The 17,245-nt window shown below is 68.5% G+C and carries 18 protein-coding genes; 4 read left to right on the top strand and 14 right to left on the bottom strand.

The window, feature by feature from the left end; all coding sequences use genetic code 11:
• From CFP71_RS40845 to CFP71_RS40890, 10 genes are all read right to left on the bottom strand, one after another.
• Positions 1 to 1,059, bottom strand: a 1,059-nt coding sequence (locus CFP71_RS40845; RefSeq protein WP_093939252.1) for a PPE domain-containing protein, incomplete at its 3' end; no start/stop codon positions are given.
• A 3-nt stretch (positions 1,060 to 1,062) separates the two neighbouring features.
• Entirely contained in the window at positions 1,063 to 1,662 is a 600-nt protein-coding gene (locus CFP71_RS40850) for a DUF3558 domain-containing protein (protein WP_093939253.1), read from the bottom strand.
• A complete protein-coding gene (locus CFP71_RS40855; RefSeq protein WP_167406464.1) occupies positions 1,662 to 2,072 on the bottom strand; it encodes a hypothetical protein in 411 nt (136 codons plus the stop codon). The genes CFP71_RS40850 and CFP71_RS40855 overlap by 1 nt, the downstream gene beginning before the upstream one ends.
• A 164-nt stretch (positions 2,073 to 2,236) precedes the next feature.
• Complete coding sequence (gene rplI, locus CFP71_RS40860; RefSeq protein WP_020632570.1) at positions 2,237 to 2,692, bottom strand: 50S ribosomal protein L9; 456 nt, start codon at positions 2,690 to 2,692, stop codon at positions 2,237 to 2,239.
• A gap of 12 nt (positions 2,693 to 2,704) precedes the next feature.
• Positions 2,705 to 2,953 carry a 30S ribosomal protein S18 gene (gene rpsR / locus CFP71_RS40865; RefSeq protein ID WP_005168122.1) on the bottom strand — a complete coding sequence of 83 codons (249 nt, stop codon included), beginning with the start codon at positions 2,951 to 2,953 and terminating at the stop codon, positions 2,705 to 2,707.
• Positions 2,954 to 3,036: 83 nt separating this feature from the next.
• Positions 3,037 to 3,546, bottom strand: coding sequence for a single-stranded DNA-binding protein (locus CFP71_RS40870; RefSeq protein WP_020632569.1), 510 nt, complete (start codon positions 3,544 to 3,546; stop codon positions 3,037 to 3,039).
• Between the two features lie 17 nt (positions 3,547 to 3,563).
• Complete coding sequence (gene rpsF / locus CFP71_RS40875) at positions 3,564 to 3,884, bottom strand: 30S ribosomal protein S6 (RefSeq protein ID WP_016338288.1); 321 nt, start codon at positions 3,882 to 3,884, stop codon at positions 3,564 to 3,566.
• 78 nt (positions 3,885 to 3,962) lie between these two features.
• A complete protein-coding gene (locus CFP71_RS40880) occupies positions 3,963 to 4,844 on the bottom strand; it encodes a hypothetical protein (protein WP_093939254.1) in 882 nt (293 codons plus the stop codon).
• Positions 4,845 to 4,962: 118 nt separating this feature from the next.
• Positions 4,963 to 5,853 carry a hypothetical protein gene (locus CFP71_RS40885; RefSeq protein WP_093939255.1) on the bottom strand — a complete coding sequence of 297 codons (891 nt, stop codon included), beginning with the start codon at positions 5,851 to 5,853 and terminating at the stop codon, positions 4,963 to 4,965.
• Between the two features lie 124 nt (positions 5,854 to 5,977).
• Positions 5,978 to 6,790, bottom strand: a complete 813-nt coding sequence (locus CFP71_RS40890; protein WP_093939256.1) for a hypothetical protein — start codon at positions 6,788 to 6,790, stop codon at positions 5,978 to 5,980.
• A gap of 120 nt (positions 6,791 to 6,910) precedes the next feature.
• On the opposite strand from CFP71_RS40890, the gene CFP71_RS40895 reads away from it, so the two are divergent.
• The 3 genes from CFP71_RS40895 to CFP71_RS40905 all read left to right on the top strand — a co-directional run bounded on the left by CFP71_RS40895 (position 6,911) and on the right by CFP71_RS40905 (position 8,715).
• Positions 6,911 to 7,690: a deoxyribonuclease IV gene (locus CFP71_RS40895; RefSeq protein WP_093939257.1), complete on the top strand. Its 780-nt coding sequence runs from the start codon at positions 6,911 to 6,913 to the stop codon at positions 7,688 to 7,690.
• Positions 7,691 to 7,825: 135 nt separating this feature from the next.
• Positions 7,826 to 8,335, top strand: a complete 510-nt coding sequence (locus tag CFP71_RS40900; RefSeq protein WP_093939258.1) for a hypothetical protein — start codon at positions 7,826 to 7,828, stop codon at positions 8,333 to 8,335.
• Positions 8,336 to 8,379: 44 nt separating this feature from the next.
• The gene (locus CFP71_RS40905) at positions 8,380 to 8,715 is read left to right on the top strand and encodes a hypothetical protein (RefSeq protein ID WP_093939259.1); all 336 of its coding nucleotides are present in this window, start codon (positions 8,380 to 8,382) and stop codon (positions 8,713 to 8,715) included.
• Here CFP71_RS40905 and CFP71_RS40910 read toward each other — a convergent pair.
• On the bottom strand, positions 8,672 to 10,219 hold the full coding sequence (locus CFP71_RS40910; protein WP_093939260.1) for a glycosyltransferase family 87 protein: 1,548 nt from the start codon (positions 10,217 to 10,219) through the stop codon (positions 8,672 to 8,674). The genes CFP71_RS40905 and CFP71_RS40910 overlap by 44 nt on opposite strands.
• Before the next feature lie 10 nt (positions 10,220 to 10,229).
• Complete coding sequence (locus CFP71_RS40915) at positions 10,230 to 11,324, bottom strand: ROK family transcriptional regulator (protein ID WP_093939261.1); 1,095 nt, start codon at positions 11,322 to 11,324, stop codon at positions 10,230 to 10,232.
• A gap of 70 nt (positions 11,325 to 11,394) precedes the next feature.
• Between CFP71_RS40915 and CFP71_RS40920 the strand changes: the two genes are divergently transcribed.
• A complete protein-coding gene (locus CFP71_RS40920) occupies positions 11,395 to 12,429 on the top strand; it encodes a Gfo/Idh/MocA family oxidoreductase (protein WP_425266649.1) in 1,035 nt (344 codons plus the stop codon).
• 74 nt (positions 12,430 to 12,503) lie between these two features.
• Here the strand turns inward: CFP71_RS40920 and CFP71_RS40925 are convergent, their stop codons facing one another.
• The gene (locus tag CFP71_RS40925; protein ID WP_093939263.1) at positions 12,504 to 15,053 is read right to left on the bottom strand and encodes a transglycosylase domain-containing protein; all 2,550 of its coding nucleotides are present in this window, start codon (positions 15,051 to 15,053) and stop codon (positions 12,504 to 12,506) included.
• Between the two features lie 158 nt (positions 15,054 to 15,211).
• On the bottom strand, positions 15,212 to 17,245 hold a 2,034-nt coding region (locus CFP71_RS40930; RefSeq protein ID WP_244200022.1), incomplete at its 5' end, for a transglycosylase domain-containing protein.

Consider the following 17,245-nt stretch of genomic DNA (forward strand, 5'->3'; position numbering starts at 1 on the left):
GTCCGGGCCGAAGCCGCCCGCACCCGGGATGTCGGTTCCGCCGAAGCCGGCCCCGCCACCGCCGCCCCCGCCGCTGCCCGGGCCGAAGCCACCGGCGCCGGGGATCTTCGGCGGGGTGTAGCCGGACGCGCTCGTCCCGTCGTCCCAGGACGGCGGCTTGTAGTTGCTGCCGGGGAGGTTCGGGTTGTACTGCCCGCCGGGCAGGTTCGCGCCCGGCATGTTCGAGCCCGGTCCACCGATGCCCGGCATGTTGCTGCCCGGCAGGTTCGCCCCTGGCATGTTCGCCCCCGGAGGGGTGCCGATGCCCGGCATGTTCGAACCGGGGACGTTCGGCATCCCGCCGGGCGGCATCGAACCGGGCGGCGTCGAGATGCCCGGCATGCCGTTGTTCCCGTTGCGGTCGCCCTGGCCGTTCCCGTTGCCGTCCTTGTCTTTGTCCTTGCCGCCGCCACCGCCGTTGACGTCGACGTTCGACTTCTGCCCCTCCATCTTGTTGTAGGTGGGGAGGCCCTTCCCGTTCTCGGAGCTGGCCTTGAAGTACTCGTTGAACGCGTCGACGTTCGCCTGACCCTTGGAGTTGTAGTCCCGGATCGCGCGGTCGGTGTCGGTGGTCCACGGGGTGATGGAGTTGAGCAGGTTGTTCTTCGGCGGATCCTTCGGGACCTGCTGCACCTTCGCCTTCACCGTGGTGAACGCGGTGTTCTGCTCGCCGAGGTACTTGTCGGAGTCCACCAGCTTCTTGCCGGAGTCGTCCATCCACGCCCGCAGCGGATGCGCGCCGGACTGCTGCGCGGCTTCGGCGCTCTTGCCGGTCCAGGCGGCGTCCATCTCCTTCGACAGGTTGTCGATGGTGGTCAGCCTGTCCTGGTAACCGGCCTTGAGCCGGGTCGCCGCGGCCTGCCCCTCCTGGATCGACCCGGTACCGGGACCGGTGACGATCTTCTCCCAGATGTTGTAGCAATCGATCTTGCGATCGCCGCCCGACGCTTCGAAGTCGCCGGATTTCGTGGTCGCCAGGTTGTAGGCCGAGTACCCGGCGATGATCGGCAGCAGGAACACGCGTCAGCCCTCCTTCAACGTCTGGATCATCGCTTCCCCCACTTTGAGCGCGACGGGGCACGGATCGCTCGCGCCGGGCCCGTTGTCGTACTGCACCAGGATGTTCACGGCCAGCTGGTCGGTCACGCCGACGAACAGGCCGCATTTGCCGCTCTTGCGGCCGTCGAGCGCCGCGGCGTAGACCGCCGGGTACCCGGAGACCTGCGTCTCCTCGAAGTACGCGTCGTTGGCCTTCGTGTCGTAGACGTCGCTGAGGCCGTTCTTGTTCGCGAGGACCGGGCTGATCTCGATCTGGTTCAGCCGGTCTTCGGCGGCGAAGATCGAGCAGCCCGGCCCGACGCTCGTCGTCCGCCGCTCGCCTTCGCTCAGCCCGAGCTCGGACCGCTTGGCCGCGGAAAGCGCGGAGCACGCGTCGGTCTCGATCGACGAGGTCTTCAAAGGGCTGGCCACCTTGGGCGCGGAGCCGGACGAGCCGCTCGACGCGCTGGGGGAACCGGCCCCGGTCGTGTAGGACGGGTCCGAGCCGGCGGTGCCGTTCTTGGTGCCCGAACAGCCCGCGACCAGCGCGCCGGCCGCGACGAGGAGAACGAGGGAACGGCGCATCACACGGCCTTGTGCTTGTTCAGAGAGGCCTGCGTCTCGGCTTCGTTCGTGGCGATCTTCTGCTTGGCGGCGGTCAGCTGGTCGATGTAGTTCTTGACGTAGTCCTGCATCTTCTGGTTCTGCTCCAGGAACGCCTTGCCCGACGGGTTGGCCAGCTTCTCCCAGTCGCCGCTCGCGAACTCCTTGCCGGGTGCCTTGACGTTCGCCATCAGCGTCGCGTCGGCGAAGTCCTTCTTGAGCTCGACCTGGAGATCCGTCCACTTCTTGATGATGCCGTCGATCTTGTCCTTGTCGAAGGCGAACCCGCCGCCGCCCCCACCCGACGTCGACGAAGGCTTATCCGGGTTGGCGGGCGCGGACACCGCGACCTTCTCCTGCCGGTTCCGCTCGGCGTTGCTGTCGTAAGCCATTGGTTCCAGATCCCCTTTGAGTCCCCGTGCCTCGACGTCGAGTCTCGATAATGCCTTGATCCCCAGTCAAGCTTAAGACGTGGCCCGGCGGGGTGGGGTTCCCCGTAAAACAAAGGGCGGGACACCTCCGAATGGAGACGTCCCGCCCTGTGCTTGAAGCGGTGTTACTTGGCCTTGACCTCGAGCCGCACGTCGACGCGGACGTCGGGGTGCAGACGGGCGCCGACCGAGTGCTTGCCCACGGTCTTGATGTGGTCCTTCAGCTCGATGACGCGCTTGTCGAGCAGCGGGCCACCCGCGGCCTTGATCGCGTCCACGATCTCGCCGGTGGTGATCGAACCGAAGAGCTTCTTCGAGCCCTCGGCCGCCTTGCCGCTGAGCTGGATGGCGCCGAGGCCTTCCAGGGTCGCCTTGATCTCCTTGGCGTGGTCGAGGTCGCGGATGCGACGGCTCTCCTGCGCCCGCTTGATCGTGCGCACGTTCTTCTCCGCGCCCTTGGTGGCCACGATGGCGTAGCCGCGGGGGAGCAGGTAGTTGCGTGCGTAGCCGTCCTTGACCTCGACGATGTCGCCGGGCCCACCGAGGTTGGCGACGTCGGTGGTGAGAATGATCTTCGCCATTGACGTGCCTCCTTAGCGCGCGGTCGAGGTGTAGGGCAGCAGCGCCATCTCACGCGAGTTCTTGACCGCGATGGCGATGTCACGCTGGTGCTGGCTGCAGTTGCCGGTCACGCGACGGGCACGGATCTTCCCGCGGTCGGAGATGTACTTCCGAAGCAGGTTGGTGTCCTTGTAGTCGATGTTCTCCGGGCGGCCCTTCTTCTCGGCCTTGCAGAACACGCAGACCTTCTTCTTGGGCTTGCGGATGGGTGGCTTGGCCACGGTATTACTCCTGGATTTCTACGTAGTGGTTGTCTCGAGGCGTCTCGCGGAGCTTTCGCCCGCGGTGGACGCACCTGCCTTGGTCAGAAGGGCGGCTCGTCGGAGAAACCGCCGCCACCGCCGCCACCGGCGGGCGGGGCGGAACCCCACGGGTCGTCGGCGGGCGGGCCGGACTGGCCGCCACCGCCGCCGCCACCGAAGCCGCCGCCTCCACCGCCACCGGTGCCACGGCTGACCTTGTTCACCTTGGCGGTGGCGTAGCGCAGCGACGGGCCGATCTCATCGACCTCGAGCTCGACGACGGTGCGCTTCTCGCCTTCCTTGGTCTCGAAAGACCGCTGCTTGAGGCGCCCCTGCACGACGACTCGCGCGCCACGCGTCAGCGACTCGGCGACGTTCTCGGCCGCCTGACGCCAGATGTTGCAGCGCAGGAACAGGGCCTCGCCGTCCTTCCACTCACCGGACTGACGGTCCAGCGTGCGCGGGGTGGACGCGACGGTGAAGTTCGCGACCGCCGCACCGGAAGGGGTGAAGCGAAGCTCCGGGTCGGACGTGAGGTTGCCGATCACCGTGATGACGGTGTCTCCAGCCATCGGGAAAGTCCTTCGGCTCAGGCCTTGGCGGCGGCGGTCGCGGCGCGCTTGATCTCGCGGCGCATGACCTTGGTGCGGAGCACGGTCTCCTGCAGCGAGAGCTGACGGTCCAGCTCCTTGACCGCTTCCGAAGTCGAGTTCAGGTCGAGGAGCGCGTAGATGCCCTCGGCGTGCTTCTTGATCTCGTACGAAAGGCGGCGACGGCCCCAGACGTCGACCTTCTCCACGCTTCCGCCCGAAGTGCGGATCACGTTGAGGAAGTTGTCCAGGGTCGGGGCGACCGTACGCTCGTCGAGCGTGGGGTCGAGGATGACCATTACCTCGTAATGGCGTGACACAACCACTCACCTCCTATGGGCTCGCGGCCACGGACTGTCCGTGGCAGGAGGGTTTGTCCAGGTAAGCGTACCTGGCGGTCAGGAGACGCGACGCAGGACCCAGGTGCGCACCAGCGCGGCGGTCACGCCGGCGAGGACGAGCACCGCGAGCAGCATCGGCAGCTGGACGTCGCCGCCGGGCATGCCGTCGGTCGCGAGCGCTTCGGCGTTGCCCGCGTTGCGGACGTCGGGGCCCTGTCCGGCCTGGCCGTCCGTGCCGTACTGCGGGGCGCCCTCACCGGGGAGCGGGCTGTTGGCCGGGTAACGCACGCCCGGCGCCACCGCGACACCCGGCTGCGCGACCGGCAGGTTGCCGTAGTCGCGCGGCGGGGCGTAGCCGGTGCCGTTGCTGCCGCCGGGGAGCAGGTTCGTGTTGGGCTGGGCGCCGTTCGCGGCGCCGCCGGTGCCACCCTGCTGCGGGGCGGTGGTGCTCGGCGCCGGCAGGGTGGGGGCGACGTAGTTCGTCGCGACGGTGGTCAGGCCGCAGCTGCCGGTGACCTTGTGCTCGATGCTGTCCAGCGTCTTCTCGGGGTTGAGACCGAGTCCCCAGGACTTCGTGTCCTTGACCGCCTTGCGCACGGCCGTGCCGATCGCCTTCGCCTCGACCGGGCCGCCCGCCGACTGCGGGACCGTGCCGACGGTGATCGTGTTGACCTTGGCGATGTCGTTCGCGGCGACGTCGTAGAGGGCCAGCGTGCCCGCTTCCTTCGCGCCCGCCCGGACCAGCTCCTTGACCGAGGTGCCGGTGATCGCGACGGTGTCGCCCATCCCGCCGTTGACCGTGCCGCTGCACGCGTTCGCCAGCGTGGTGGCCGCGGAGGCGGTGCCCGCCGTCAGGAGCGCGCCACCGGTGACCATGGTCGCGAGTGCGGTGACGGTGAGCGCCTTGCGGGTGGTCTGCCAGATGGTGGTCTTCCGCACGAGCGCGATCCTCCGGGTCGGTGGGGGCGTGAAGCAGTGCGCCTGGTTTTCACCAGCGGGAAAAGCACTGCCAACGGGGATAACGAGGGAGTGACCAAGAAGATACTAGGCGGTAGGACTAACTTGTAGCGGCCATTCGGCGGAGGACCCAGGTGCGGACCAGGCCCGCGCTGACTCCGGAGAGTGCCAAAACGGCGATCAGCAGCGGCAGTTTCCCGTCCTGAGTGAATCCGTTGCTCACGTTCGGTAGCGCTTCGGCCTGTCCCGCATTCTGGATGTCCGGATTGCCCGCCGCGTTTTCCCCCTCGGCGGCGATGCCGAACTGCGGCGCGTAACCGGGGATCTGCCCGCCGTACCGGATGCCGGGCGACGGGCTGAAGAGACCGGCCGTCGCCATCGGGATGGAGCTGTAGTCGCGCATCGGGGCATAGCCCGTGCTGATGCCGAACGGCAGGCCGCCGAAGTTCGGGGTGAAGGTGCCGGGCAGCAGCGGGCTGTTCGCCGCCGGGATGCCGCCACCGGCCGGAGTGCCGCCCTGCGCGGGCGTGCCGGCGGGGCCGCCCGTCTGCGGGTTTCCGGCGCCGGGCGTGCCGGTGCCGGGCTTCTGCGGCTGGGGCTGGGGCTGTGTGCCGGGGGCGGGTTTGCCGCCGCCGGTGAGCGCCTGGGTGGTGCCGGTGACGGCGCCGTTGAGCGCTTCCGCGGCGGGTTCGCCGATCACCGGGACCGGCGCGACGACGGCGTTCACCACGGTCACCGTCACTTTGCAGACCGTGCCGAGGACACCGGTGAGGATCGTGGAGACCGGACCGACGGTACCCAGGTCAACCGGGAGGCCGAGCAGGGTCTTGCCGACGATCTTGTCGCCGGGTTTGGCGGTCACCGATCCGCCGCAGGCGGCGGTCTTGGTCTCGGCGGCGGCGGCCGTGCCTGGCATGGCGAGGGCGGCCGAGCCCGCGAGAATGAAGGCCGAGGCACCCAGGGCGGTCGCCCTCCGTGTCCGTTCGCGCATGCCTTCGACTCCTCCGTCGTCGGGGTCACCTACCCGCATAACGACGCTAATGGAGACAAGTGACGCCCGCTCGCTCGAAGAGGTCAGGCATTCGAGTGGAAGCGGGTGTCACCGAGGGTGAAGGTCAGGCGGTTTTGCCTCGCAGCCAGGCGCGGACCAGAGCGGCGGCGACCACGGCCAGCGCCAGCACCGCGAGCAGCAGCGGCAGCTTGGCCGGGGCCACCGGCGCTTGAATGGCCTGTGCCTGGCCGGTGTCCTTCTCGTCGACGGTGGGCGGCGGGACCTCGCCCGGGATGATCTCGGTGATCACCGGCGCCTGGACGAAGTTGCCGGGGAGCAGCGCGGCGTTGCTGATGACACCGGCGATCGAGTCGCCGCCGATACCGGTGGAGGAACCAGGGCCGGACTCGACGGGGAGCTCGGTGCCCGGACCACCGGGCTGACCCGGACCAGGCTTCGGGGGCTGGGGCTGCGGGTTTGGCGGCTTCGGGCCGGGGCCAGGGCCGGGACCGGGCGGGATCTCCGGGAGTCCGGGAACCTCCTTGGCGATGCCCTGGGTCAGGTTGCCGACCGTGTTCACCGCGCCCTGCGCGGTCGGGCAGACGCCCTTCGCGACGACATCGCCGACCGCGTTGTCGGTCAGGCCGGTCGCCTTGACCAGATCGCCGACCGGCAACGAGAGCAGCGGCTTGCGTCCCTGGGCTGTCTTGGCCTTGGAGTCCAAACCGACCGTCAGTGCCTCGGGCGAGTTGAGCGGGGCGCCCGCGTCGAGAACGAGGCCGTTGGCGGTCTTCCCGTTCTGCAGCGTCGACGCGCATTCGCCGGAAAGGGTCGGATTCGGCTCCTCGGCGGCCATCGCGAACGTCGGGAACGCGAGCCCGGCCGAAACCGAAAGCGCGAAACCCAGTGCCGTGATCCGCCCGGCAGTCTTCCCCATCGAGTTCGTCCTCCGCCCCTCAAGACCCAACGCGGTTTTAACGGAACGCGCTCACGCTACCCCACGAGCGTGACCATCCGGCCCGCGCCGGGGAAAAAGCGGCGAGGGTAAGTTGCCAGCATGAAAATCGGTGCCCATGTCCGCGACGACGATCCCCTCTCCGCGGTCGCCGAACGCGAAGCCGAGGTCCTCCAGTTCTTCCTTTCCGACCCGCAGGGCTGGAAAGCTCCCAAACCCCACCCGCACGGCGAAGCGATCAAAGAGTCGCCGGTCGAGGTGTTCATCCACTCGCCGTATTTGATCAACGTGGCGTCGATGAACAACCGCATCCGCATCCCGTCGCGGAAGAACGTCACGCAACACGCGAACGGCGCGGCCGAAATCGGCGCGAAAGGGCTCGTCGTGCACGGCGGTCACGTCGGTTCCTCGGAAGACGTCGAAGAAGGTCTCGTCAACTGGCGCAAGCTTTTCGAGCGTGAACAGGAAAAGGGCGGCTTCGCCGTGCCGATCCTGATCGAGAACACCGCGGGCGGCGACAACGCGATGACCCGCGACCTCGACACGATCGCCCGGCTCTGGGACAAGGTCGGCGAATTCGGCGCGGGATTCTGCTTCGACACCTGCCACGCGTACGCGGCGGGCTGGGACCTGACCGAGGCGGTCAAGAAGGTCAAGGCCATCACCGGCCGGATCGATCTGGTGCACCTCAACAACTCGCGCGACGAGTTCGGTTCCACGCGGGACCGGCACGCCAACGTCGTCGGCGGCGACGGCACCATCGACCCCGAGGTGCTGGCCGCGGTCGCGGCCGAAGCGGGCGCGCCCGTGATCGTCGAAACCCCGGCCGAGGGCCAGGCCGCCGACATCGCGTACCTCCGCGAACGCGTCGCCTCCGCCTGAAGTCCGTGAAGGCCTCCTTGAGGGATTCTGGGTCCCTCAAGGAGGCCTTCACGGACCGGCTCGTGCTACCCGAGCGGGAGGCCGTTCCCCCGCCGGCGGGAGGGCCGGACGCGCGGATCGCGAGAGGCTCGGCTCATGAACATCAAACGCAAGATCGCCGCTGTCGCCGTGTTGGCCGCCGTGGCGGGAACGCTGGGGGCGACGCAGGCGAGCGCGGCGCCGGAGCGGGGTTCGGTCGTCTTGGGGTCGGCGGGCGGACCGCTGACGTTCCCCGGCTACGACAACGACCCGGTCCGGTTCGACTTCGCCGCGTTCGGCGAACCCGGCAAGTCCTCGGGCCGGTTCCACGTGAATCACGTGACCAAGGACGGCAAGCTCGTCGCCGACTTCGACGGCAAGGTCGACTGCGTCTCGCGGGCCGGAAGCCTCGCCATCCTGACCGGCGTGATCGAACGTGCCGACATCCCCGGCCTCCCGGTGAACGTCGTCGGCCGCCGGGTCGGCTTCTCGGTCCAGGACGAGCCGCGCGGTCACGACCGGATCGGCTGGAGCTGGGCTTACGGCGGCATCGAGCAAGACGTCCTGCCGTGCACCGGCCCGGTGCCGTTCTTCCAGACGAGCACGGGTGGCTACACCGTCCGCTGAATCGGCTTGACCCTCACGCGGCGGGAGGGTCGAACCTGATCCGCATGAAGAACCGGACCGTGTACCGGGCGGAGGACGGCGAGCACGTCGGCTACGTCGCCCCCGCCGCGGAAACCCGTTGGCAGGCCCTGACCGTTTTCGGCTACCCGCTCGGCGGGCCCGCCGCCTTCGACGATTCCGTCGCGTTGCTGGAGGCCGAAGGACTCGCGGTCCTCGCCGACCGCTGGTCGGTCAAGTACGGCGAGGACTGGTTCACCTGCCGTCTCGTCGAAACCTCGCCCGAAACGGTCGTCGTCCGGATCGAAGACTTCGGTTCCGAGGACTTCGGCAAGCACATCAAGCTGGAGCGTCCTGGGCCCGACGTGCTGAAGCGCGGTTGACAGTGCGCGCGTCGGGGGCGCCGTCGAGGAATCCACCCACCGGATCGTCGTCACCGGCGAGGCGGACGGGGTCTGTGCGCGGCTGGTAGATGTCGCGGATCACCAGCGCGCACAGACCCAGCACCGCCAGGTCGCGGACGACGACGGTGCCGAGGAACCAGTCCTCGGGCAGGCCTTTGTGGTCGACGCCGAGGTAGTACATCATCCGCGGCGCCCAGACCAGCGCGTCGATGATCATCCAGCCGAGCAGCAGCCGCCAGCGCGGGATCGCGAGCACCGCCAGCGGCACCAGCCACAGCGAATACTGCGGGCTCCACACCTTGTTGGTCAGCAGGAACGCGGCCACCACGAGGAAGGCCAGCTGGCCGAGCCGCGGGCGGCGCGGCGCCTTCAGCGTGATGTACCCGATGCCGGCGCAGGCGGCGAGGAACAGCACCACGACGACGGCGTTGAGCACGACCGGTGTCTGGCCCGCGGTGAGTTTCCCGTCGAAACCGGCCCAGCCGGACAGATGGGAGATCACGTTGTAGAGCGAGTCCGGATCCATCGGGCGCACCGTGTTGAGCCGGAAGAACTCCCACCAGCCGGTCGGCGCGGCGAGCGCGAACGGGACGTTGACCACCACGAACGTCGTCGCGGCGAGCCCGGCTGTCAGCGCCCACTGCTTGAGCTTGCCCGCGCGCAGGCAGAGGAAGAACAGCGGGATGAGCAGGAGCAGCGGATACAGCTTCGCCGCCGCGCCGAGGCCGAGCAGGAATCCCGCGACCTCGGGTCGTCGCCGGGCCCAGGCGAGCAGCGCGGTCGCGGTGAACGCGGTCGCGATGGCGTCGAAGTTGGTGAAGACGTGGACCAGCGCCAGCGGCGCGATCGCCACCAGCACCGCGTCCCACGGACGGCGTTTCAGCGATCGGCCGGTCGCCCACACCGTGACGAGCCAGGCCAGGGCGAGCCAGAGCGCCGAGATGTTGAAGTAGACGGCGACCGGGAGCGCGCCGGGCAGCCAGCCCGATTCCGCGACCGAGAGCCACGCTTCGGTGAGTTTCGCGTTGATCCACTGGAACAACCCGGTCGCGACCGGGTACTCCATATACCGCGTCGTCTCCTTCGCCGTGCCCGCGTCCTCGGTCCACGAAGTCACGTACGGGAAGGTGTCCGGATTGTTCAGCCGTTCGGAGCTGTAGAGCGGGATGATGTCCGAGTAACACATCGCGACGAACGGGCGGCCCGCCCGCCAGTCGAGCTGGTGGGTCCCGGAATCGTCGGTGTACTCCTGGATGCAGGACGCCTTGCCGAACCACGAAAGCAGCAGCGCGAGGCAGGCCAGCAGCAGTCCGACCCGCTGCGGTGACCAGAACCAGTGCCGTCCCACGGCGGCGTGTTCGCCGAGCGGTCCGCCGATCGGCCGCGAGGCCGCGGCCACGAGCGGTTCGTTCCAGCTCGGGATGACCCGCTCGCCGGGGGTGAGGGAAAGCGGAGCCTCGGGCTGGGTCGTCTGGTCGGACACGTGGCGGATGTTAGCGCCTAGGCGCTGCCCACCCGGTGATATCGCCACTGTCGTAGAACCCGGCGAGCACCTCGGCCGCCGCGCCGAACGCGACGACGTCGTCGCCCATCTCGTCGAGGTCGACCTGGATTCGTTGCCAGTGCGGCAAAGGCAGCAGTTCGGCCAGCCGCGCGGAGACCGTGTCGCGGTACACCTCCGGCTCGGCGCGGACCGACCGCCCGGTCAGCACGACACGCTCGAGGTCGAGGACCTGGACGAGGTCGGCGAGCCCGATTCCCAGCAGGCCGGCCGCCTCCTCCGTGGTCGCCGCCGAGTTGTGCAGCACCTCGACGCAGCCTCGGCGCCCGCACGCGCAGCGCGGTCCGTCGAAGGCGAGCGTCGTATGCCCGAACTCGCCCGCGTTGGTCCGCGGCCCGCGGTACAGCCTGCCGTCGATCAGCAGGCCCACGCCGATGCCGGTGCCGACGAGCACGACGGCGGTCGCGGCCTGATCGCCCTCCGGCCAGTGCTGGGCGAAGGCCGCGGCGTTGGTGTTCTTGTCGAGCCGTACGGGCAGCCCGGTGCGTTTCGCGAGCAGGTCGCGCAGGGGGACGTGGTGCCAGCCGGGCATGTTCGTGGCGTCCCGGACCACGCCTTCGCGGTGGTCGAGCGGTCCGACGGAGCCGAGGCCGAGGCCGAGGACGAGTTCCCGGTCGACACCGTCGAGCAGTGCCTCGGTCGCGTCGCCGAGAACGGAAACAGCCTGGTCGGAAGTGAATCCCGGGGTCAGCGGACCGCCTCGGGACGCGACGATCTTCCCGGTCAGGTCGGTCCTGACCACCCGGAAGGAGTCCCGGTCGAGTTGCGCGCCGAGCGCGTGCCTGGCGTCCGCGCGCACCCGCAGCAGCGTGCGCGGCTTGCCGACGCCGGACGCGGGCTGGCGTTCTTCGTCCAGCAGGCCGGCTTCGAGCAGCTCGGGGACGATCTTCGAGACGGCCTGCTGCGTGAGCCGGGTGCGTTCGGCGAGCTCGACGCGGCTGAGTCCGCCCGCGCGCAGGATGTGCGTGAGCAGCAGCGCCCGGTTGTGCTGGCGCAGCCCGCGCAGATTGACCCCGGTCTCCGGCATAGCGCGCATCCTGCCATGACTGGCTGATTACGCAACACTGTTGTTTAATGGGCGCATGGCTGACTTGCGAGTGGGGATCTTCGGATACGGCACCGGCGGGCGCGTCTTCCACGCCCCGCTGGTCGACGCGACGCCGGGGCTGACCCCGGCCGCGATCGTCACCTCGAACCCGGACCGGGTCGGGCAGGCCAGCGCCGACTATCCGGCCGCGGACGTGCTGCCGGACGCCGACGCGTTGTTCGCCAAAGCGGGTGAACTGGACCTGGTCGTCATCAGCACGCCGAACCGCACGCACGTCCCGCTCGCGCTTCGGGCGATCGAGGCAGGTCTGCCCGTCGTCGTCGACAAGCCCTTCGCGCCGACGGCGGACGAAGCTGCGAAGGTCGTCGAGGCCGCGAAGGCGAAGGGCGTCGGCCTGACGGTGTTCCAGAACCGCCGGTTCGACTCGGATTTCCTCACCGTCCGGAAGGTCCTCGACGCGGGCGTCCTCGGCGACGTCTTCCGCTTCGAGTCCCGCTACGACCGCTGGGTGCCGAAGCCGCGCGACAACTGGCGCGAGCTGGGCGACCCCGCCGAGGCGGGCGGGCTGCTCTACGACCTCGGCGCGCACATCGTCGACCAGGCGCTCCAGCTGTTCGGCCCGGTCGCCGAGGTCTACGCGGAGGTCGACGAACGCCGCGCCGGGGTGTCCGTCGACGACGACGTGTTCGTCGCCCTCCACCACACCAATGGCGTGCGCTCGCACCTGTGGGCGTCCGCGCTCGCGGGGACCCGGAACCCGCGGTTCCGCGTGCTCGGCGACAAGGCGACCTTCACGAAGTACGGCCTGGACGTCCAGGAGCCGCAGATCAAGGACGGGCTGCGGCCGGGCGATCCCGGCTGGGCCGTGGAACCGCCGTCGGACGCCGGCCTGCTCGGTGTGAACGACGACGTCGAGACCGTGCCCACCGAGGTCGGCCGCTACGAGGACTTCTACGCGCAGGTGCGCGACGCGCTCCTCGGCAAGGGCGAGTTCCCGGTCGATCCCGCCTCCGCCGTCGAGGCGCTCCGGGTCATCGAAGCCGCCCACCTTTCGGGTGCCGAACGGCGCGTCGTCACCCTCTGACCCCGTAAGTACATGAAGGCCCCCTTCCTTGCGCTAGACGCAGTGAAGGGGGCCTTCATGTACTTGGGTCGAAGCTAGCCGTTGTCGCCTCTGCCCCCGCCACCCCGGCCGGGACCGTTCCCGCCTTCTTCGCCGTTGTTCTCACTCGACGACGGCGGGTTCTTCGAGCTCGACGGCGGGTCCTCTTCGTTCCGCGAGGACGACGAGCCGGTCGACGGGCCCGTGGACGGCGTGCCGGTCTCGTTCCCGTCGTCGTTGTCGTCCGGCGGGGTCTGCGTCGACGGGACGGTGTTGCTGTCGTCCCCGCCGATGATCTTGACCTTGTCGAAGCGCTCCCCCGGCTTTCCCTTCGTGTACAGGGAAATGAACTTCTCCCAGATCGGACCGGCGATCGTCGAACCGAAGATCGACTTGCCGTTCTTGCCCTTCAGCGCCTTGTCGCCGTCACCGCCGACCCACACCGCGGCCGAGATCGACGGCGTGTAGCCGACCATCCACGTCTGCGAGTTCGCGTCCTTCGCCGACGCGGGCTCGCCCGACCGGTAGGTGTGCTGCTGGGTTCCGGTCTTGCCCGCGCACTCGTGGCCGTTGGGGCACTTGAGCTTCGAGAACGGGATGACCCCCTTGAGCGACTCGGTGACGTTGCCCGCGATCTGCTTGCTCTTGTCGGAGTCGTCGGAGAACGCGGGCTTCGCCTCTTCGGGAGCCGAGTACGCCGCCTCGTCCTGCGAGTTGGTCACCTTGGCGACGAAGTGCTTGCTCCGCCGCTGGCCGTCGCCCGCGAAAGTCGCGTACGCGGCGGCCATGTCCTCCGGGCTGACGACCGTCTTGCCACCGCCGAGCGCGATGTTGTTGTCGGCGAACAGTTCGGAGACACCGTCGGGGGCGGGTTTGACCCCGGCGTCCTTGGCGGCCTGTGCCACCGGCCCCGGCTTGGTCTGGTTCACGACCATGTCGTAGAACACCGTGTTCGCCGACCGCTGCATCGCCTCCGACACCGTGCACTGCGCCGAACACGAGCTGCCGGGACCGGCGTTCCGGATCGTCTGCTTGCCGAACTGCCGGTTGTTGGACCCGTCGAACGTCGAGTTGATGCCACCCTTGCCCAGCTGCATGTACGCGGTGAGGTCGAACGGCTTCATCGAGGAACCGGGGTTCTGCGGCGTGTTCGCCCAGTCACGGCCCTTGAGGTCCTGGCCGTTGGGGCCCTTCACGATGGACGGGCCGCCGTAGTACGCCTTCACGCCGCCGGTCTTGGGGTCGACAGCGACGAGCGCGTTCAGCAGATTCTCGTCGGTCTGGCCCTTCATCCCGTCGGCGACCGCCTGCTCGGCCGCGGCCTGCGCCTTCGGGTCGATGGTCGTGTAAACCTTGTAGCCGCCCGTGTAATAGACGTCGTCGGTGATGCCGTTCGCGGCCAGTTCTTCCTTGACCTTGTCGCGGATGAACGGGTTCACCACCCCGGCCTGCTGCTTGTCGGCCTGCGGGATCGGCGTCGGGAACTGCAGGTTCGCGCGGTCCGCGGCGGACAGGAAACCGTTCTGCACCATGCGGTTCAGTGCGACCGTCCAGCGTTCGTTCGCGACCTTCGGGTTCTCCGAACGGCCGGGCTGCTGGATGAGACCCGCGAGCAGTGCCGCCTCCGACGCGTTCAGCTCCCCGGCGGGCTTGCCGAAGAACGACTGCGCGGCCGATTCGATCCCGTACGCGCCGCGACCGAAGTAGATGATGTTCAGGTACGCCGAGATGATGTCCTTCTTCTCGTACGTCTGGTTCATCTTGAAGGATTTGGCGAGCTCGGTCCATTTACGGGTGAGCGACGATTCGTCGTCCCCGCTGGCGACCTTGATGTACTGCTGGGAGATGGTCGAACCACCGCCCTTGCCCGCGGTCACCTGGTTGTAGACCGCGCGCAGGATGCCGCCGATGTCGAAACCGGAGTTCGTCTCGAAGGAGGCGTCCTCGGTGGCGATCACGGCCTTCTTGACGATGTCCGGGATCTGCTCCGGCGTCAGGATCTGCCGGTTGCCGCCCTTGGGGACGTCCTTGCCCATCTCGGTGTTGTCGGCGTAGTAATAGGTCACCGCCTGGCCCTGCGTGGCCGCGATGGACTGCGGCGACGGGACGTCGACGGCGAAGTAGGTGATCACGAACGCGATCGCCGGGATCACGAAGAAGAGGCAGAACAGCGCGAGCAGCACTCGCCGGATCCGTCTCCACCGGCGCTTCTTGCGCTGGGCCGGGGTGAGGATCGGCTTCCCGTTCTCGTCGGTCTCCGGGCCGTGCTGCTCGTCCTCGTACTGATCGTCGTACCGGTCGTCGTAGCCGCGGTCGGCGTAGCCACGGTCAGTGGTGCCGTTGTGCTCGTGATGCGTGATGAGGTCCGGCTCGTGCTGCGGCGCGACCGGCGGCCGCTGCGGACGCCGCGGTGGCGGCTGCTGCTGGGGCGGGCCCTGGCGTTGCCACGGCGTCTGCCCTGAACCCTGCGGGCCGGGACCCTGTCGCTGCCCGTATCCCGGAGGCGGACCTCCGGCGGGGCGGCGGGGCGGTCCGGCCGGGCGTTGCGGACGACGGGCGGGGTCAGGGTCCTGACCTGGCCATCCGCCGTGGGGATCGTCGTTCACTGGGACGTCCTCCGAACCTTCCGTGGGTGAGCGCGGTCCTGCGGTCGCAGGTCTCCTCTGTATAAGACGTGTCGGATCGGTTCAGGTTCACCGACGCGAAGAAAAAGGTGTGCCGGGCGTTGGCCCGGCACACCTTTTTCAGCTGCCTCGTCCGGTCGTCACGGATCTTCGCCGTTCGGGAACAACGGATCCGAAGTCCCTGGTCCCGGTCTGGTCGGCCTGGTGGGCTTGGTCGGTTTCGTCGGCCAGCCACCGGTCTCCGTCGGCTCCGTCGGCTCGGTGGGAGTCGTCGGCGTCGCGGTGGTCGACGGCGTCTCGGGTGTGGTCGTCGTCACCGGCGGCGGCTTGGAAACCGTCGTCGTCGGCACCGACCTGGCGTCCTTGCCGATCGGCTTGACGTTCTCGAACTTCTCCGTCGGCTTGCCGGTCAGGTACCGGGACATGAAGTCTTCCCAGATCGGCCCGGCGATCGTCCGCCCGTAGATCGGCTTGTTGTTCTTGTCGTGCAGCGGCTTGTTGCCGTCGCCGCCGACCCACACCGCGGTCGAGATGCCCGGCGTGTAGCCCACCATCCAGGTCTGCGCGTTGCGGTCGTGATAGCTCGCCGGGTCGCTGTCCTTGAAGTCGTACTGCTGCGTCCCGGTCTTGCCCGCGCAGTCGTTGCCCTTCGGGCACTTCAGCTTCGAGTACGGGACGACCTCTTCGAGCGCGTCGGTGATGTTGCCGGCGATCTGCTTGCTCTTGTCGGCGTCGTCGCTGAAGGCGGGAGAGCCCTGGGGGGCCGTCTCGTCGAACTCGACCTCGTCCTGGGAGTTGGTCAGCTTCGCGACGAAGTGCTGCTTCTGCCGGACACCTTCACCGGCGAAGGTGGCGAACCCGGCCGCCATGTCCTCGGCCGTGGTCACCGTGCGGCCACCGCCGAGCGCGATGTTGAGGTCGGGGTAGAGGACCGACTTGCCGCCCTCGTTCTCCGTCCGCACACCGGCTTCCTTCGCGGCTTTCGCCACCGGGTCGACCTTGGTCTTGTTGATCACCATGTCGTAGAACACGGTGTTCGCGGAGACCTTCATCGCTTCGGCGACCGTGCACTGGGTGCCGCAGTTGGAACTCTCGCCCGCGTTCCGGATCGTGCGGGTGTTGCCGCCGCCGGCGTCGAACTTCCGGTTGTTGGACCCGTCGAAGGTCTCGCCGAGGCCCTTGCCCATCTTGAGGAACGCGGCGAGGTCGAAGGCCTTGAACGCCGAACCGGGGTTGTGCGGGACGTTCGCCCAGTCGTGCGCCTGGACGTCCTGGCCCTTGTCGTTCTTCGTCCAGTCCGGGCCACCCCAGTAGGCGACCACGCCGCCGGTCTTGGGATCGACCGCGACCAGCGCGTTCAGGATGCTCTCGTCCGTCTGGCCCTTCATCCCCTCGGCGACGGACTCCTCGGCCATCTTCTGCGCCTTGGGGTCGATCGTCGTGGTGATCTTGAAGCCGCCCTGGTGCAGCCGGTCCTGGTCGTAGCCGCGGGCTTCGAGTTCGTCGATCACCCGGTTGCGGATGTGCAGGCTCAGCGTCCCGGCGTCGTCGGCCTTCGCCTGCGCCTTGGGGATCGGCTTCGGGAACTGCGCGGCGGCGCGCTCACCCGGGTCGAGCCACTTGTTCGCCACCATCTGGTCCATCACGAAGTTCCAGCGCCGCTGCGCGTAGGCCTCATTCTCGGACTTGCTCGGCCCCTGGATCAGGCCGCCCATCAGGGCCGCCTCGGAAGCGTTGAGCTCCTTGGCCGGCTTCTTGAAGTAGGCCTGCGCGGCCGCTTCGATGCCGTTCGCGCCGCGGCCGAAGTAGATGGTGTTGAGGTACGCGGTGATGATCTCCTCTTTGGACATCTGGTTGTTCATCTTGAAGGACTTCGCCAGCTCGGTCCATTTACGGGTGAGCGTCGGCGCCTCGTTGGCCGTGGCCTTCTTGATGTACTGCTGGGAGATCGTGGAACCGCCGCCCTGGCCGCCGGTGACGTTGTTGTAGACCGCGCGCAGGATGCCGCCGACGTCGAAACCGGAGTTGGTCTCGAACGACGAGTCCTCGGCCGCGTACACGGCCTTCTTGACGATGTCCGGGCTCTGCTCCGTCGTCAGGTTCTGCCGGTTGCCCCCCTTGGGGACGTGCCTGGCCATCGAGGGGTTGGCGTCGGTGGTATATGTTCTTCGCCA

The sequence above is a fragment of the Amycolatopsis thailandensis genome, from assembly GCF_002234405.1.
GTDB classification, from domain to species: Bacteria; Actinomycetota; Actinomycetes; order Mycobacteriales; family Pseudonocardiaceae; genus Amycolatopsis; species Amycolatopsis thailandensis.

Coding starts and splice junctions, on each gene's coding strand:
- CFP71_RS40850 (WP_093939253.1), bottom strand. CDS start 1,662: ATGCGCCGTTCCCTCGTTCTCCTCGTCGCGGCCGGCGCGCTGGTCGCG.
- CFP71_RS40855 (WP_167406464.1), bottom strand. CDS start 2,072: ATGGCTTACGACAGCAACGCCGAGCGGAACCGGCAGGAGAAGGTCGCG.
- rplI (WP_020632570.1), bottom strand. CDS start 2,692: ATGGCGAAGATCATTCTCACCACCGACGTCGCCAACCTCGGTGGGCCC.
- CFP71_RS40870 (WP_020632569.1), bottom strand. CDS start 3,546: ATGGCTGGAGACACCGTCATCACGGTGATCGGCAACCTCACGTCCGAC.
- CFP71_RS40885 (WP_093939255.1), bottom strand. CDS start 5,853: ATGCGCGAACGGACACGGAGGGCGACCGCCCTGGGTGCCTCGGCCTTC.
- CFP71_RS40890 (WP_093939256.1), bottom strand. CDS start 6,790: ATGGGGAAGACTGCCGGGCGGATCACGGCACTGGGTTTCGCGCTTTCG.
- CFP71_RS40895 (WP_093939257.1), top strand. CDS start 6,911: ATGAAAATCGGTGCCCATGTCCGCGACGACGATCCCCTCTCCGCGGTC.
- CFP71_RS40900 (WP_093939258.1), top strand. CDS start 7,826: ATGAACATCAAACGCAAGATCGCCGCTGTCGCCGTGTTGGCCGCCGTG.
- CFP71_RS40905 (WP_093939259.1), top strand. CDS start 8,380: ATGAAGAACCGGACCGTGTACCGGGCGGAGGACGGCGAGCACGTCGGC.
- CFP71_RS40915 (WP_093939261.1), bottom strand. CDS start 11,324: ATGCCGGAGACCGGGGTCAATCTGCGCGGGCTGCGCCAGCACAACCGG.